Origin of the sequence: Loktanella sp. R86503 (assembly GCF_042466455.1) — a bacterium.
In the GTDB taxonomy this organism is placed as follows: domain Bacteria; phylum Pseudomonadota; class Alphaproteobacteria; order Rhodobacterales; family Rhodobacteraceae; genus Loktanella.
The window spans coordinates 2,737,338-2,753,267 of the sequence record NZ_JAXHCI010000002.1 but is presented as its reverse complement, the minus strand read 5'-3'; the positions used below and the strand labels follow the sequence as shown (position 1 = coordinate 2,753,267).

The window sequence follows — 15,930 nt, the reverse complement described above, 5'->3', positions numbered from 1 at the left end:
GTGCAAAGGAGATTTGCCATGACTAATCCGCTGTTGACCTCTTGGGATACGCCCTATGCCTTGCCGCCGTTCGATACGATCAAGGACGCTGATTTCGCGCCGGCGGTCGAGGCCGCGTTGAGCGAGGCGCGCGGCAATATCGCGGCGATTGCGGACAATCCCGAGGTGCCGACCTTTGACAATACCATCGCGGCACTGGAGCTGGCGGAGGCATGTTTGAGCCGGGTTCTGGGAGTGTTTTATGGCGTGGCGGGAGCGGACAGCAATCCGGCACGCGAGGCGCTGCAGCGCGACTTTTCCCCGCTGCTGAGTGCGTTCGGATCGGAAGTGACCGCAAATGCGGCTTTGTTTGCGCGCATCGAGGATCTGTGGGCGCGACGGAATGATCTGGGGCTAAGTGACGAGCAGGCTCGTGTCCTGATGCTGAGCCGGCGCGGATTTGTGCGTCAGGGTGCGCAGCTGACGGGGGCAGCTGCGGACCGGCTGCGGGATGTAAAGTCGCGACTGGCGGTGCTGGGAACGCAGTTCACGCAAAATCTGCTGGCGGACGAACGGGACTGGTTCATGCCGCTGGCCGAGGGTGATCTTGTTGGCTTGCCAGGTTTCGTGATTGATGCGGCCCGTGCGGCGGGCGAAGCCGGTGATCATGGCGGGCCGGTGGTGACCCTGTCGCGGTCGCTGATCGTGCCATTCCTGCAGTTTTCGCCGCGCCGGGATCTGCGCGAGAAGGCCTATGCCGCGTGGACGGCGCGGGGCATGAATGGCGGCGCGACCGATAACCGCGCCCTGGCTGCAGAAACGCTGGCGCTGCGGAGCGAGCGGGCGCAGCTGCTGGGTTATGACAGCTTTGCCGATTATAAGCTGGAGACAGAGATGGCGGGCACCCCGGATGCGGTGCGCAATCTGTTGATGCAGGTTTGGGCCCCGGCGAAAGCCTCTGCCGAGGCGGATGCGGTGAAGCTGACTGCCTTATTGCATGCTGACGGTATTGCAGGGCCGCTGGAGCCTTGGGACTGGCGCTATTATTCTGAAAAGCGGCGTCAGGCCGAACATGATCTGGATGAGGCCGCCTTGAAGCCGTACCTGCAGCTTGATCGTATGATTGCGGCGTCCTTTGCCTGCGCGACGCGGTTATTCGGGCTGCAGTTTGAACCGTTTGACGGGCCGGTTTACCACCCCGATGTGCGGCTGTGGAACGTGACGCGGGACGGCAAGCATATCGCGGTTTTCGTTGGCGATTACTTTGCCCGCGCGTCCAAGCGGTCTGGCGCGTGGTGCATGGCGATGCGCAGCCAGCAAAAGCTGGCGGGTGATGTGCAGCCAATCGTTGTGAATGTGTGCAACTTTGCCAAGCCGGCGGCGGGCAAGCCTGCGCTGCTGTCTTATGATGATGCGCGGACGCTGTTTCACGAATTCGGCCACGCGTTGCACCAAATGTTGTCGGATGTGACCTATGAAAGCATCAGTGGCACGTCCGTGGCGCGGGACTTTGTCGAACTGCCCAGCCAGCTGTATGAGCACTGGCTGGAGGTGCCGGAGGTGCTGTCCGAATTTGCGGTTCACGCTGAAACCGGCACCCCGATGCCGCAGGACATGCTGGAACGCATGTTGAACGCGGCGACCTATGACATGGGCTTCCAAACGGTCGAGTATATCGCGAGTGCCTTGGTCGATCTGGAATTTCACGCAGGCCCGCCCCCGGCTGACCCGATGCAGCGGCAAGCGGAAATCCTAAGCGATCTGGGTCTGCCGCATGCGATCGGGATGCGGCATGCAACGCCGCATTTTGCGCATGTTTTTGCGGGTGACGGCTATTCCAGTGGCTATTACAGCTACATGTGGTCCGAGGTGATGGACGCGGATGCCTTTGCAGCGTTTGAAGAGGCGGGCGATCCGTTTGATCCGGCGCTGGCGCAGCGGCTGGAACAGACAGTGCTGTCCTCTGGCGGGTCGGTCGATGCGGCCGCGCTATACCAGCAGTTTCGCGGGCGGATGCCCGGGGTAGAGGCGCTTTTGAAAGGGCGCGGGCTGGCGGCCTGAACCCTTTCGAATGAAAGGTTTTAATCGCTAGGTCACAGTGACGGGTCGTCGGGATGCTTTTGCACCCCGACGGGGTCCTTGTGGATCAGGACATCGGCACCGGGATATGCGTGCAGAATTGCCCGGCGCAGCCCTGCGCCGATGGCGTGGGCGCGGTGCAAGGTTTGGTCGCCGTCCAGTTCGATATGCAGGTTTACAAAGACCCGGCTGCCAGCGCGGCGGGTTTTCAAGTCGTGAAAGCCGTGGACGCCATCAAAACCCTGCACGATGGCGGCGATCCCGGCGATCATATCGGGGTCGGCCTGTCGGTCCATCAAGGCGTCCCATGCCTCCTTGCCGATACGCAGCGCGCCAAAGGCCAAGAGCAGGGCGGCGCCCAAGGCGACAACACTATCGACCTGCGCAAGACCCAATGCCGATGACGCCCAAAGCGCAAGGATTGCGCCGACATTGGGAATCAGATCGCCAAGGTAGTGCAGGCTGTCCGCCTTGATGACGGAATTGTTCGTCCGGGCCGCGACGCGGCGTTGCCACAATACCAGACCGAGTGTCAGGACTATGGAAAAGAGGATGATGGCGATGCCGGCTCCTTCGTTTTCCGGCAGACCAGGATCGCCTTGCCATAGCCGCCAGACTGCTGCGGTGCCAATCACGGCAGAGGAAGCAAGGATAATCAGGGACTGGCCTAGGGCTGCCAAATCTTCGGCCGAGGTATGGCCGAAATTGTGATCGTCGTCTGCGGGCTTGGCGGCATAGGCGATGGCTACCAAGGCGGCCAGCGACATCATCAGGTCCATCGCGGAATTGGCCAGCGTCGCCGCAATGGCCAAAGAGCCGGTTTCCCCGAACGCCCATAGTTTCGCCACCACCAATGCCAGTGCGACAGCACAGGACAAAAGGCCGGCGGACAGGTTCAGGCGGTTGTCGGATGCGGCACTATTCATGCGCGCCGTTTAGCGTATGAAAGCTGCGCGCGAAAGCGTCAGTCTTCGTCGACGCCCCAAAGCACAGATTTATGCGCCCAGCCCGTATAGCCGCCAGCGGTCAGCTCGCACCAGTCTTCATCGCATTCACCAAGGCGGGCGATGACGTTCAGTTCCAGTTCCGCGCGTTCGGCAGCGGTGTCGGTCGGTTTGACGCGCAGGGGCAGGCGGTCCTGATCGACGATGACGGTGCGCACACCCGATAGCATGGTGTAATGGACCCAGCCGCCCTGTCCGTCGCGGTCGATAACGCGGCGCCAGTGACCATATTCGGCAACAACCTGCAGCGGCATATCGCGGCGCTGGAAAACCCAGTCGATGCGGTGCGTCAGGCTGGGGCCCCGGCGCACGTTCGCCTCTTTGGCCTTCAGGCTAACATAGCGGGGCAAGGGCAAATTGGTTTCCGGGCCAACCTCTGGCCCGATTTCCGGGGTTTCAATTGCTGGAGTTTCGATCGCGGCGGTTTGCGCAGCGGTATCCTGCGCAAGGACAGGTGCCGCGATGATGGTTGCAAAAGCAAGACACAACAACTGTGTTATTTTCATGGATAAAGCCTCGATCCGCCTGACGGGCGCGATGGTTCTTGTGCCCCGCGTCCCTGACTGGCAACCTGACAGGACAACGACGTTTTGAAAAGTGCTGCAGGAGCCCCGATGCCGAGCAAGAAGCTAAGTGTTGTCGCCACGCGACGGTTGCCGCAGGTGGTCGAGACGCGGATGACGGAATTGTTCGACGTCACGCTGCGCGAGGATGACGCGCCAATGACGCGCGAGGCGCTTGTCGCGGCGATGCAGGATGCGGATGTGTTGGTGCCGACGATCACCGACCAGATCGACGCGCGGCTTCTTGCGCAGGCTGGCGAGCGGCTGAAGCTGATCGCGAACTACGGGGCAGGGGTCGATAATATCGACGTCGCCACGGCGCGTCAGCGGGGCATTCTGGTGTCAAACACGCCGGGCGTTCTGACGGATGATACCGCGGACATGACGTTGGCGCTGATGCTGTCCGTGCTGCGGCGCATCCCCGAAGGCATGCGCGTTGCGCAATCGGACGACTGGGCGGGCTGGGCCCCGACGGCCATGCTGGGCGGGCGCGTCGCGGGCCGCCGCCTTGGTATTCTGGGCATGGGCCGGATCGGGCAGGCAGTTGCGCGCCGCGCCCGTGCCTTTGGTATGCAGATCCATTACCATAACCGCAAACGCCTGCGCCCAGAGGCAGAGGCACCGCTGGACGCGACCTATTGGGAAAGCCTGGACCAGATGGTCGCCCGCATGGATGTGATCAGCGTCAATTGCCCGCATACCCCATCAACGTTCCATTTGATGAACGCCCGCCGGCTGAAGCTGATGAAGCCTGACGCCGTCATCGTGAATACAAGCCGCGGCGAAGTGATCGACGAAAACGCACTGACCCGCATGCTGCGGTCCGGCGAAATTGCCGGCGCGGGCCTTGACGTGTTCGAACGCGGAGCCGAGATCAATCCCCGCTTGAAATCCTTGCCCAATGTCATTCTGCTGCCCCATATGGGCTCTGCCACCACCGAAGGCCGGATCGAGATGGGAGAAAAGGTTCTGATCAACATCAAGACCTTTGCCGATGGCCATCGGCCTCCCGATCTGGTTGTGCCGGGACAAATGTAACACCGCAGGTTTGACCTGGACGCGCCGCGCCCCACGTCATGCCAAATGTTCAAAGGAGAGATGTCGATGATAAAATTCGTGATGCCAGCCTCAGTTCTGGCTGTGCTGGGGGCCTGTGCCACACCTGTTCCAAGCAGTTTCAACGGAAACGAAGCGCAGGTTGGCAACGCCGTGCCGCTGGTCATCCCTGCCGTGCCGGAGCCGGTTCTGGTTGATCCACCTGCACCTGTCAGCACGACACCGCTGGACGGTCCGGCCAGCTCTCCGACGCCGCTGCCATCCACGACCGGAATGCCGCCGCCGCCAGTTGAAATTGGTGTCGTTGGCCCGGTCCCGGCTGATTTGCCGGCCTTCGAGCCGCTGATCATGGATGAAGACGTATCCGGCTGATACCACGGCCAAAAGGCGGCACCGATCACGGGGCAGCCTTGGCTATCGTCAAACTGATGTGACAAGGCGCAGCTCGTCTGCGCCTTTCGCGTTTTTACTGCGACCGTTCGAAGCTGGGCGAATAGCTCATGGTCGAAAAACGCATCATATTGGTATCCGCGCGACCTGCTTCTGGTTCTGGCGAAATACAACCGCCCAAAACCATGAGTGCAGCCACCGCATAAAGCGTGGTGCGTTTCATAGTGCTCTCCTCAAATCCGCATCTGACGTGCGGTACTGGAGAGCATAACACCAAATTGGCGTAATTGATCCCCCCTTAAAATCAAACGGTCAAAAAAACGACGCGGTCCGTGTCAAAAATACAAACACAGATCATGATTATTGGCGGGTTACGCCCGGAAGATGGCGCATCTGTGCTGATTTCCGGGCGATTAGAGTTTAGCGGTAAACTTCGTCTTCGGTGGGGAAGGCGCGGGATTTGACGTCTTCGGCATAGCGTTTGACCGAATCCTCAATCATCGGACCAAGCTGGCCGTAAACTTTCACGAACTTCGGCGTCCAGGGATTAAGGCCCAGCATATCCTCTAGCACCAGAATCTGACCGTCGCAGTCAGCAGAGGCACCAATGCCGATTGTCGGAATTGCGACTTCTTTTGTGATGCGCGCGGCCAGCGGCTCTACCATGCCTTCCAGCACAACGGCAAAGGCACCGGCGTCGGCCACGGCGCGGGCGTCCGCGCTATGCGCGTCCCAGCTTTCCTCGTCCCGGCCTTGGGTCTTGAAGCCGCCCATGACGTGGGACGATTGCGGCGTCAGGCCAGTGTGGGCCATGACGGGAATGCCGCGTTCCACCAGAAAGTGGATCGTCTCTGCCATGCGCGCGCCGCCCTCTAGCTTGACAGCGCCGCACCCAGTTTCCTTCATGATCTTGGCTGCATTGCGAAACGCCATATTGGGCGATTCCTCGTAGGTGCCAAAGGGCATGTCCACGACGATCAGCGCTTTGTGTGTGCCGCGCACGACGGCTTTGCCGTGCATGATCATCAGATCCAGCGGCACGCCGACGGTGCTTTCCATGCCATGCATCACCATGCCAAGGCTGTCGCCCACCAGAATGAAATCGGCGTATTTATCAACGATCGCCGCGGTGTGGGCATGATAGGATGTCAACGAAACGATCGGATCGCCACCCTTGCGATTACGGATCTGCGGCACCGTCGTGCGGCGAACGATTGGGGTTTGCGTGCTCATGGCGTGATTTCCTTTTGGTCGATAAGTAGCACGGTCATGAACTGGACCGCGATCATGATGCCGATTTTCCGGGTCGGAACGCCGGTGACAGGGGCAAAGGTTTCAGCGTCGACAATATCTAGCCCCACCAGTTTTGCACCCCGCTTGGAAGCGATAACGCCGCGAATGGTTTCCGCGATGACTTCTATGGTTGCACCTTCCTTGACCATCGCTTCGGCAACGGTCAGCGACAGGTTCAGAACTCTTGCATCATAGCGTTCATCGCCGATCAGGCGGATGTTGCGGGATGACATGGCCAGCCCGTCAGCTTCCCTGACTGTCGGAACGCCGTGAATGGCAACGGGAATGAACAGATCGGCGACCATACGGCGAATGACGGCCAGCTGCTGGTAATCCTTTTCGCCAAAGTAGGCAGCTTCAGGCCCCACGATATTCAGCAGCTTGGTCACAACCGTGGCAACGCCGCGAAAATGTCCCGGGCGCACCGCGCCGTGCAGGATATTTGCCAGATGCGTTGTCTCGACAATAGTTTCGTCGCCGGGCGGATACATCACATCGGGGGTCGGCATGAATACCATGGCAACGCCCGCGTCCTCTAGCATCGCCAGATCCGCCGCTTCGGTGCGGGGATAGTTTTCCAGATCCTTGGCGTCGCCAAACTGGGTCGGATTGACGAAAATAGTCGCAACGACCGAAGCGTGATTGCGGGCTGCTGCCGCGACCAGCGCCATATGCCCCGCATGCAGCGCCCCCATTGTCGTCACCAGTCCCACAGTCCCTGCCCTGCGCAGGTCAGCCACGGCGGTTTTCACCTCGGCCACGGTTTTGCAGATCAGCATTGTCGCTCCCTGTTTCCTTTGCCTGACGTTCTAGGGCGCGGCAACCGCCATGTCACGCGCGCAGCCGCGCAGCGTTGCGTCGGGGACAGCCCGCTTTATGCGCCCTTGTCGTATTCATGCCGATTTGCGTCGGCTGGTTCTTTCGCCGGGCGCGGGTTTGCAGCAGATTGCCAAGCAACATAGCAGGCTTCGGGGAATCGAACATGAAAACCAACGTCAAAGCACTGGTCATCGGCGGCGGCGCCGTTGGCACCTCGATCGCCTATCACCTGGCCGCGGCGGGCTGGGACGATGTCATGTTGCTCGAACGGGACGAGCTGACCTCCGGCTCGACCTGGCACGCCGCCGGTCTGCTGCCCTATTTCAACATGAGCTTTGCCACCACCCACATCCATGACTATTCGATCCGGTTCTACAAAACGCTAGAGGAAGAGACAGGCCTGAACGCAGGCTTCGCCGTTGTCGGCAACCTGCGCATGGCCCAGACGGATGAAAGGATGGAGGAGTATCAGCTCTACGCCTCGACCGCAGAAACCTGCGGCGTTCCTTACGTCTTTATGACGCCGGACGAGATCAAGGCGAAATGGCCCCTCATCGAAACCTCTGATCTGAAAGGCGCACTTTATCACAATACCGATGGCTACATTAACCCTGCCGACGTGACGATGGCGATGGCCAAGGGCGCACGACAGCGCGGTGTGATGATCGAACGCCGCTGGCAGGCGGATGCGTTTCATTGGAACGGCACTCACTGGCAAGTCACTGCGACCAAAATGGTGGAAAAGGGCGGCAACCTTGTCCCCTCCGACGAACAGATCGTCATCACCGCCGAACATGTTGTCACCGCCTCGGGCAACCACGCCCAGCGCACTGCGAAAATGCTCGGCATCAAGATCCCCGCGATTCCCGTCGAACACCAGTTCATCGTGATGGACGTCGACCCCGCGCTTCAGGACTACCGCAAGACCAACCCCGAACACCCCGTCGTGCGTGACGCCGACGCCCAGTCCTATGTGCGCGAAGAACGCGGCGGCTGGATCCTTGGCGTTTATGAAAAGCATGCCCCCGCGCGTTTTGAATACGGCGTTCCTGACAGCTTTCGTGCCGATCTGTTCGAACTCGATCTGGAACGGATCGAAGAGCAATACCTTGCCATGATCCACCGCATCCCGTCGTGCGAGGAGTCAGGCCTGAAGAACGACTTCAACGGCCCGATCTGCTATACCCCCGACGGCAACCCGCTGGTCGGTCCGGCCCCCGGTCTGCGCAACATGTGGCTGGCCGAAGGGTTCAGTTTCGGCATCACCGCCGCTGGCGGCACCGGCTACTACCTTGCGCAGATGATGGTAAAGGGAGAGTCGGATATCGACATGGCGTCCCTTGATCCCAAACGGTACGGGTCGTGGATGACGACCGAATGGGCTGCCCGCAAGAACGAAGAAGCCTATGAACACGTCTATATCCTGCACCACCCTGACGAAGAACGCCCCGCCTGCCGCCCCTTGCGCACCACGCCCGCGTTCGACCGTCAAAAGGCGCGCGGCGCGCAATTCGGCTGGGTCAACGGATGGGAACGCCCCAACTACTTTGGCCCCGTGAACGCCCCGGAAAGCTTCGACCACGACGCCCGCAGTTTCCGCCGCGGCGGCTGGTGGCAATATGCTGTCGAAGAAGCCAAGGCGATCCGCAACGGCGTCGGCCTAATCGACGCAAGCGCCTTCACCAAACACCGCATAAGTGGTCCGGGTGCCACTGCGTTTCTTGACTGGTTTACGACAAACAAGCTGCCAAAGACCGGCCGCATAAACCTGACCTATGCGTTGACCGCTGCCGGCACCACGCGGACCGAATACACCATCGCCCGCACCGGGGATGACGACTACTACCTTATCTCTGCTGGTGCCTGGACGGCTTACGATCAGGATTACCTTTATAAGGCCATCGCCGACAAGGAACCTGACTTCGGCCGCATCAACGCGCAAGAGGTCACGACCCAGTGGGGTGTCTTTGCCATCGCCGGCCCCAAATCCCGCGACGTGCTGCAATCCATCATCAAGGACGCCGATCCCGCGACCGCCCTGTCCAACAAACGCTTCCCCTGGCTGTCCGTGCGCGACATCGAACTGGGCATGTGCCCCGTCCGCGCCATTCGTGTGGCTTATACAGGCGAGCTTGGCTGGGAATTGCACCACCCGATCGAGATGCAGAACTACCTGTTCGATCTGCTGGAAAACGCAGGCAAGGCGCATGGCATGAAACTTGTCGGTGCTCGCGCGCAAAACTGGCTGCGGCAGGAAAAATCCTACCGCGCCTTTGGCAACGAACTTGGCCGCGACGCCACCCCGCTAGAGGCGGACCTGCCGCGCTTTGTCGATCTGACCAAGGATTTCCACGGTAAGGTTGAAATGCAGGCCAAAGGCATCCGCTCGACCTGCGTGACTCTGTTGATCGACGGTCCGGATAATGCCGACCCCTGGGGCCGGGAGGCGCTTTATCACGGCGATATGCGCGTGGGCCGCCTGACCTCTGGCGGCTACTCGGTCCACTTCGGCAAATCCATCGGGATGGGCTACGTCCACCCCGACCACGCCGCCGTTGGCACGCAGCTACAGGTCAAGATGTTCGACCAGCTCTGGCCCGCAACAATTGTCGAGGATTCGCCCTACGATCCGCAAAACGCAACGATCCGTAAAGACGGCTGATCCGTTTTCATCTGGCCCGATAAACTCCGGGGGAGGGCGCAGCCCGGGGGCAGCGCCCCCTCAGTTGTCGCGCCTCTCCCGCCGCCGCTGACGAAATCTGTCAGCCCGGCGGCGCAGGCGGATCATGGCGCTTGATACCGGGCGGCGTAGCCAAGGCACATCAACGGCCAATAGCAGCAAACCCACCGGTATCATCCATAAGCCGAATACCGGCAAAATCGCCAGCAGGCCGCCCAATATAAAGGTCACACCCACCGGCACGCGGACAAGCGCCCATCCGGGGCGGCTGATGCGGAACAGCACGCTGCCCATGCGGGGATAGTCACGGCGCAGCCGTTCAAACTGGCGGTGCAGGCGGCGGCCTTCGGGATTGATACGGGGTCTGATCATGTGCAGGACATGGCTGCGCAATCTTGATCATCAAGTGGCACCGCACGACAATTTTTAACCCGTTCGGGCATGAAGGCTACTCTTTGACAAATGCGGCGGTCAGGGGGGCGTCCGAAGACGGACTTTTAACGATACCTTGAGCCAGTTCATTACCGCAACATCGCGGCGGCTGCCATAATGTTAACTATGCTTCTTCCAGCCGGTCCGTCGCCGGGGCGGGGGCCGGGGTCAATGCGCTGATCTGCGTATAAAGCGTTTCTGTCATCTCAAAGTCCTGTGCCGCCAGCGAGGGCGTAAGCTGCGTCATGGACCGTGCCGAAATGATGGGCGAGGGACAGGTGGCATGGGCTGCAACCCAGGCTACAGCCAATGTCGCCGCATCCGTACCCAGATCATCTGCCAAATTCGCCAATGCTGCCCCGGCAGAATGCATCCAGTCCGGGCTGTAACGGGCAGCATACATTCTATCATCGCTCAGCCGACCTGTGCCGCCGCGCGCATATTTTCCGGTCAGTAATCCGCCCCCAAGCGGAGAGTAGGCGCAAACCTTGATCTCCTGATCGGCTGCCATGGGCAGAATCTCGACCTCGGCCTGTCGTTTGACCAGATTATACATCGGCTGCATTACGTCGATCCGTGTGCCAAGGCTTGCGCAGACCGCCTGCGCCTTCATGACTTGCCATGCAGCGTAGTTGCTGACCCCAATATGACGAATCTTCCGGTCAGATTGCAGCTGCGCGAGGGTTTCAAATGTTTCAGTCAGGGGCGTTTCATCGTCCCAGCGGTGCAGGTACAGCAAATCGACACTGTCCACGTCCAGCTGCTGACGACAAATTTCAAACTGCGTCAGAATATTTTCTGCGCCAGCCCCGCCCGTAAAGCCAACCTTGGTCGCCAGATAAATCGAATCTCGTTCGGGCGCGATCATTGGCCCCAACAACCGTTCGCTTGCGCCGCCGTTGTAACGCACGGCGGTGTCGAAATGATTGATGCCAGCGTCGCGCGCCCCACTATACATGGCTTTACTGGCCTGCGCATCGGCGCGGCCACCAAATTGCATGGTACCAAATGCAAGATGCGACACCGGTGTTCCGTCGCGCGTATAAAGCTGTTTCATGACGTGACGGTGACACGCCGCGGCCTGGTCCGCAATCTTTTTGGCCGCGGTGTCAATTGCACTACGCATCAAGAAACGATTTCCGTCTGTGTAAAATAAATCTGTCTTGTGTGCGTAAATGCGGATATCACATTAAAGTTTACAGTTGGGTGTGCACATTCGCAAAAACCCTCCCTATATCGTTTGGCAGAAGAGGACACGATGTCCCTCACCAAATGAAAGACAAGACAATGACCAACTTCAAATCCTCCCTGATCGCCGCCGCTCTGGTTTCTGCATTCGGCGTGACCGCTGCTTCTGCCGCTGACTTCCAGCCCACCAAAGGCTTCAACGATTTGTCCGCTGCCGGCGTTTCCGCCACGCAAGCCAATATCGCTGCACTGGGCGTGAACTACCGCGCTGGCGACACCCTGACGACGGGCGAGCTGACGGCGATCCAGCAAATCATTCTGGACCAGTCCAATGACGCATCCAAAGCCAAGCGCGTCGATCTGATCGTGAACGGCGAATCCGCAGGCTACGGCCCCGGCTATTCCGTCACCTACTAATCGCATCCCCGCGATCCTCCTCCCACCGCTCCTCCCAGCGGACAACACATAGGGCGCAGCCCTGAAAATATGAAAGACAAGACAATGACCAACTTCAAATCCTCCCTGATCGTCGCCGCTCTGGTTTCTGCACTCGGCGTGACCGCTGCTTCTGCCGCTGACTTCCAGCCCACCAAAGGCTTCAACGATTTGTCCGCTGCCGGCGTTTCCGCCACGCAAGCGAACATCGCCGCACTGGGCGTGAACTACCGCGCTGGCGACACCCTGACGACGGGCGAGCTGACGGCGATCCAGCAAATCATTCTGGACCAGTCCAATGACGCATCCAAAGCCAAGCGCGTCGATCTGATCGTGAATGGCGAATCCGCAGGCTACGGCCCCGGCTATTCCGTCACTTACTAACGACTGGCAAACGGTTTTACCTTGCCGAAAGGGCCTGCCTGACAAGGCGGGCCCTTTTTAGTCGTCTAACGCCGGGCCGATCTGAGCCTCTGCAAAGGATTGCGATTATGTCGTTCCACGCAAAACCCGGTCTAATGATCGCTGCCGTCATGGCCAGCCTGACCGCCGTTCCTGCGATCGCGCAAAGCCTGCGCGAAATGCGCATTGCAGACACAAGCCCGGCCATGCGGGCTGCCTTTGATCTGAACCTAGATCTGCTTGGCGTACAGCTGGCACGCGGTAAATCGTTCAATCTGGACACTTATATTCAAGCGCAGCGGATCATGAATGATCGATCTGATCCCTCGCTCAAGGCGCGGCTGATTGAAAATCTGGTTAACAGCGGCAACGCGTTTGATCCGCGTCCCGTTGAATAACCTGTTCTTTCGCAACAAAAAGGCCCGCCAACGGCGGGCCTTTCGTCAGTTGAAAGGTTGGTCCGCTTACTGCGGAATGTCGCCTTCGATACCTTCGACGTAAAAGTTCATGCCCAGCAACGTACCGTCATCAGCGGTCTCACCTTCGGCCAGCCAGACAGAGCCGTCCTGCTTGTTGACCGGACCGGTGAATGGGTGGATTTCGCCAGCGGCAATCGCGTCGCGCAGCGCTTCTGCGCTGGCTTTCACATCAGCGGGGACCGCATCGGTGATTTCACCGATGCCGACCATGCCAGCGCCGATCCCGTCCCAGGTGCTGTCGGATTCCCAAGTGCCATCCATGACAGCCTTGGTGCGCGCGATGTAGTAGGGGGCCCAGTTGTCGATGATCGACGACACGCGCGGCATGGGGCCGTATTCGGCCATGTCGGACGCCTGACCAAATGTGTAAACGTTGCCAGCGGCCTGGGCTGCGGCCTGCGGCGCGGTCGAATCGGTGTGCTGCAGCACAACGTCAGCGCCTTGCTCGATCAGCACGTTGGCGGCTTCGGCTTCTTTTGCCGGATCGAACCACGTGTAGGCCCAGACGATCTTGAACTCGACGTCAGGATTCACAGCCTTGGCGGCCAGATAGGCGGCGTTGATGCCGCGCACGACTTCGGGGATCGGGAAGGATCCGATGTAGCCGATGATGTTGGACTTCGTCAGGTTGCCAGCAATGTGACCCTGCACGGCGCGGCCTTCGTAAAATCGTGCGGAATAGATTCCGACGTTGTCAGCAGTCTTGAAACCGGTCGCATGTTCAAACTTCACATCGGGGAACTTGGATGCGACTTCCAGTGTCTGGTCCATGTAACCAAAGGATGTCGTGAAAATCAGATCAGCGCCGTCCAACGCCATCTGCTGCATCACGCGCACCGCGTCGGGGCCTTCGGGGACGGATTCGACGAACACAGTCTCGACGGCATCGCCGAACTCGGCCTCGACCGCTTGGCGGCCTTTGTCATGCTCGTATGTCCAGCCGCCATCGCCGACGGGGCCGACATAGACGAAACCGACTTTGGTCTTGTCTTGCGCCAATGCGGGCAGGCCGGCCATGGCAAGCGTCGCGGCTGCAACGCCCGATGCGAGAAGTGTTCTTCTTTTCATTGGTATATCCCCTGTGGTCGCCGCTTATCTTGCGGCATGAAAGATTCGGCCTAGGCTTCCAGGCGCGCGTCCGGCCGACATGATGACCAGAACCGCGATGGTGGCAAGGTAGGGCGACATTGAAAGATATTCGACCGGTACCGCAACCCCCGCTGCCTGCAAATTAAGCTGCAGGACAGTCACGCCGCCAAAAAGATAGGCGCCTAGCACCAGCCGCCCCGGTTTCCAGCTGGCAAAGACGACAATGGCCAGGGCGATCCAGCCCGCGCCGGCGGTCATGCCTTCGGTCCATTGCGGCACCCGCACAAGGCTCAGGTACGCGCCGCCAAGCCCCGCGCAGGCCCCGCCAAACATGATCGCCAGTATCCGTGTCCGGCGCACATGATAACCCAGTGCATGGGCCGCATCATGGTTTTCACCCACCGCCCGCAGGATCAGTCCGCCCCGCGTGCGATTCAGAAAATACCAGACGCCAGCAACGATCAGCAACCCGACATAGACCATGGGATCGTGTTGAAATACGATGGGTCCAATAACGGGAATATCGCTAAGCAAGGGAACGTGCCAATCGGGAAACGCCGGCGCGCGGATACCCAGATACCCTTGCCCCATCAGGGCAGACAGGCCCAAACCGAACAGCGTCAGCGCCAGACCCGTCGCCACCTGATTGGACAGCAGGAACTGCGTCAGCACACCGAACAACAGCGATAACATCGCACCGCCGATTGCCGCCCCGATAAACCCAAGCCAGGGGCTGCCTGTCGCGACCGCAATGATAAAGCCGCAGATGGCACCGGTGATCATCATCCCCTCAACGCCCAGGTTCAGCACGCCCGCGCGTTCCACCACCAGCTCGCCAATGGCGGCCAGCAGGATCGGCGTTGCCGCAACCATCAAGGACGCCAGCAGCAGGACCGGATTAATTGCACTCAGGTCCATTACGCCGCCACCTTTTTTGAAAACCGCACCCGATAGTTTGTCAGCACGTCCACCGCGAGCAAAAAGAACAGCAGCATCCCCTGCAGCAGACTGATCGCGGCGGCAGGCAGTCCCAGATTGCTTTGCGCAATGCCGCCGCCAATATAGGTCAGCGCCATCACAGCCCCCGCCAGCAAAATGCCCACGGGATGTAAACGCCCCAGAAATGCGACAATGATTGCCGTAAAACCATAGCCGACGTTGAAATCGATCGTCACTTGGCCCGCGGGGCCAGAGACCTCGAACATGCCGGCCAAACCAGCCAGCGCGCCCGATAGGCCCATGCAGATCAGGATCATGCGGGCCGGGTTGACCCCGGCAAACCGCGCCGCCCGTGGCGCTTGCCCCGCTAGCCGCACCTGAAACCCGAACATATGCCGCGCCAACAGCACATAGGCAAAGATCACGGCAATCAGCGCGGCCACCACGCCCCAATGCAGGCCGGACCCAGATATCAGCTCCAGATTAGCGGCGCTTGGATATTGCGCCAGGTTCCGGCTACCGGGAAACCCCATGCCTTCCGGGTTCTTAAGCGGCCCCAGCGCCATGGCGGCCAGCAAACTCTCAGCCACATAGACCAGCATCAAGGACACCAAAATCTCGTTGGTGCCGAAACGCACCTTCAAAATGCCCGGTATCAACCCCCAAAGCGCGCCGCCAATCGCACCCGCCATAATCATCAGCGGGAAAACCAGCCAGAATTCCGCCGGATAAAACGCAAGCCCCACCGCCGCGCCGCACAGCGCGCCGATGACATATTGCCCTTCCGCGCCAATATTCCAGATTCCCGCGCGAAAGCCGAAACTCAAGCCCACCGCAATCAGCACAAGCGGTGCCCCTTTGATCAGCAATTGCGGGCGATAAAACCAGGCATTCTGGGAAAACAGCGGATCAAGAAAAATCGTCCGGATCACTTCGACCGGGTTCTTGCCCAAAGCCGCAAACAAGATCCCCCCGACCAGCATCGTCAGCACAACTGCCAGCACCGGCGCACCATAACTCCACATCCGGCTTGGCTGTTGCCTCTTGTCCAGAACGATCATCGCCGCATCCCCGTCTTCATCTGGCCAAATAAACTCCCGCCG

At 60.0% G+C, this 15,930-nt stretch carries 17 protein-coding genes; 7 read left to right on the top strand and 10 right to left on the bottom strand.

Annotated features, from left to right (window positions below):
• Positions 1-18: 18 nt before the first annotated feature.
• Positions 19-2,040 (top strand): M3 family metallopeptidase, encoded by a 2,022-nt coding sequence (locus SJY10_RS14500; RefSeq protein WP_386683885.1) that lies wholly within the window; start codon positions 19-21, stop codon positions 2,038-2,040.
• Positions 2,041-2,072: 32 nt separating this feature from the next.
• Here the strand turns inward: SJY10_RS14500 and SJY10_RS14495 are convergent, their stop codons facing one another.
• Positions 2,073-2,984, bottom strand: a complete 912-nt coding sequence (locus SJY10_RS14495; RefSeq protein ID WP_386683881.1) for a cation diffusion facilitator family transporter — start codon at positions 2,982-2,984, stop codon at positions 2,073-2,075.
• A gap of 38 nt (positions 2,985-3,022) precedes the next feature.
• The gene (locus SJY10_RS14490) at positions 3,023-3,568 is read right to left on the bottom strand and encodes an SH3 domain-containing protein (RefSeq protein WP_386683879.1); all 546 of its coding nucleotides are present in this window, start codon (positions 3,566-3,568) and stop codon (positions 3,023-3,025) included.
• Positions 3,569-3,676: 108 nt separating this feature from the next.
• Here SJY10_RS14490 and SJY10_RS14485 point away from each other — a divergent pair, with 108 nt between their 5' ends.
• Positions 3,677-4,663: a 2-hydroxyacid dehydrogenase gene (locus tag SJY10_RS14485; protein WP_386683877.1), complete on the top strand. Its 987-nt coding sequence runs from the start codon at positions 3,677-3,679 to the stop codon at positions 4,661-4,663.
• A gap of 66 nt (positions 4,664-4,729) precedes the next feature.
• Complete coding sequence (locus SJY10_RS14480) at positions 4,730-5,053, top strand: hypothetical protein (RefSeq protein WP_386683874.1); 324 nt, start codon at positions 4,730-4,732, stop codon at positions 5,051-5,053.
• Between the two features lie 94 nt (positions 5,054-5,147).
• Here the strand turns inward: SJY10_RS14480 and SJY10_RS14475 are convergent, their stop codons facing one another.
• The 3 genes from SJY10_RS14475 to panC all read right to left on the bottom strand — a co-directional run bounded on the left by SJY10_RS14475 (position 5,148) and on the right by panC (position 7,143).
• A complete protein-coding gene (locus SJY10_RS14475) occupies positions 5,148-5,294 on the bottom strand; it encodes a hypothetical protein (protein WP_386683872.1) in 147 nt (48 codons plus the stop codon).
• Positions 5,295-5,491: 197 nt separating this feature from the next.
• Positions 5,492-6,304 (bottom strand): 3-methyl-2-oxobutanoate hydroxymethyltransferase, encoded by an 813-nt coding sequence (gene panB / locus SJY10_RS14470; RefSeq protein ID WP_386683869.1) that lies wholly within the window; start codon positions 6,302-6,304, stop codon positions 5,492-5,494.
• Positions 6,301-7,143 carry a pantoate--beta-alanine ligase gene (panC, locus tag SJY10_RS14465; RefSeq protein WP_386683867.1) on the bottom strand — a complete coding sequence of 281 codons (843 nt, stop codon included), beginning with the start codon at positions 7,141-7,143 and terminating at the stop codon, positions 6,301-6,303. The genes panB and panC overlap by 4 nt, the downstream gene beginning before the upstream one ends.
• A 203-nt stretch (positions 7,144-7,346) precedes the next feature.
• Here panC and SJY10_RS14460 point away from each other — a divergent pair, with 203 nt between their 5' ends.
• A complete protein-coding gene (locus SJY10_RS14460; RefSeq protein ID WP_386683865.1) occupies positions 7,347-9,845 on the top strand; it encodes an FAD-dependent oxidoreductase in 2,499 nt (832 codons plus the stop codon).
• 60 nt (positions 9,846-9,905) lie between these two features.
• On the opposite strand, the gene SJY10_RS14455 is transcribed toward SJY10_RS14460, so the two are convergent.
• On the bottom strand, positions 9,906-10,235 hold the full coding sequence (locus tag SJY10_RS14455; protein ID WP_386683864.1) for a hypothetical protein: 330 nt from the start codon (positions 10,233-10,235) through the stop codon (positions 9,906-9,908).
• A 184-nt stretch (positions 10,236-10,419) separates the two neighbouring features.
• Positions 10,420-11,352 (bottom strand): aldo/keto reductase, encoded by a 933-nt coding sequence (locus SJY10_RS14450; RefSeq protein ID WP_386684708.1) that lies wholly within the window; start codon positions 11,350-11,352, stop codon positions 10,420-10,422.
• A 230-nt stretch (positions 11,353-11,582) separates the two neighbouring features.
• Between SJY10_RS14450 and SJY10_RS14445 the strand changes: the two genes are divergently transcribed.
• The 3 genes from SJY10_RS14445 (at position 11,583) to SJY10_RS14435 (ending at position 12,718) form a co-directional block, all read left to right on the top strand.
• The gene (locus tag SJY10_RS14445; protein ID WP_386683862.1) at positions 11,583-11,900 is read left to right on the top strand and encodes a hypothetical protein; all 318 of its coding nucleotides are present in this window, start codon (positions 11,583-11,585) and stop codon (positions 11,898-11,900) included.
• 84 nt (positions 11,901-11,984) lie between these two features.
• Positions 11,985-12,302, top strand: coding sequence for a hypothetical protein (locus SJY10_RS14440; RefSeq protein ID WP_386683860.1), 318 nt, complete (start codon positions 11,985-11,987; stop codon positions 12,300-12,302).
• A 107-nt stretch (positions 12,303-12,409) separates the two neighbouring features.
• The gene (locus SJY10_RS14435; protein ID WP_386683858.1) at positions 12,410-12,718 is read left to right on the top strand and encodes a hypothetical protein; all 309 of its coding nucleotides are present in this window, start codon (positions 12,410-12,412) and stop codon (positions 12,716-12,718) included.
• Positions 12,719-12,784: 66 nt separating this feature from the next.
• On the opposite strand, the gene SJY10_RS14430 is transcribed toward SJY10_RS14435, so the two are convergent.
• The 3 genes from SJY10_RS14430 to SJY10_RS14420 are packed head-to-tail and all read right to left on the bottom strand — an operon-like array spanning position 12,785 to position 15,888.
• Complete coding sequence (locus SJY10_RS14430; RefSeq protein WP_386683856.1) at positions 12,785-13,867, bottom strand: BMP family ABC transporter substrate-binding protein; 1,083 nt, start codon at positions 13,865-13,867, stop codon at positions 12,785-12,787.
• A gap of 24 nt (positions 13,868-13,891) precedes the next feature.
• The gene (locus tag SJY10_RS14425) at positions 13,892-14,806 is read right to left on the bottom strand and encodes an ABC transporter permease (RefSeq protein WP_386683854.1); all 915 of its coding nucleotides are present in this window, start codon (positions 14,804-14,806) and stop codon (positions 13,892-13,894) included.
• Positions 14,806-15,888 carry an ABC transporter permease gene (locus tag SJY10_RS14420; RefSeq protein ID WP_386683852.1) on the bottom strand — a complete coding sequence of 361 codons (1,083 nt, stop codon included), beginning with the start codon at positions 15,886-15,888 and terminating at the stop codon, positions 14,806-14,808. The genes SJY10_RS14425 and SJY10_RS14420 overlap by 1 nt, the downstream gene beginning before the upstream one ends.
• Positions 15,889-15,930: the final 42 nt, after the last annotated feature.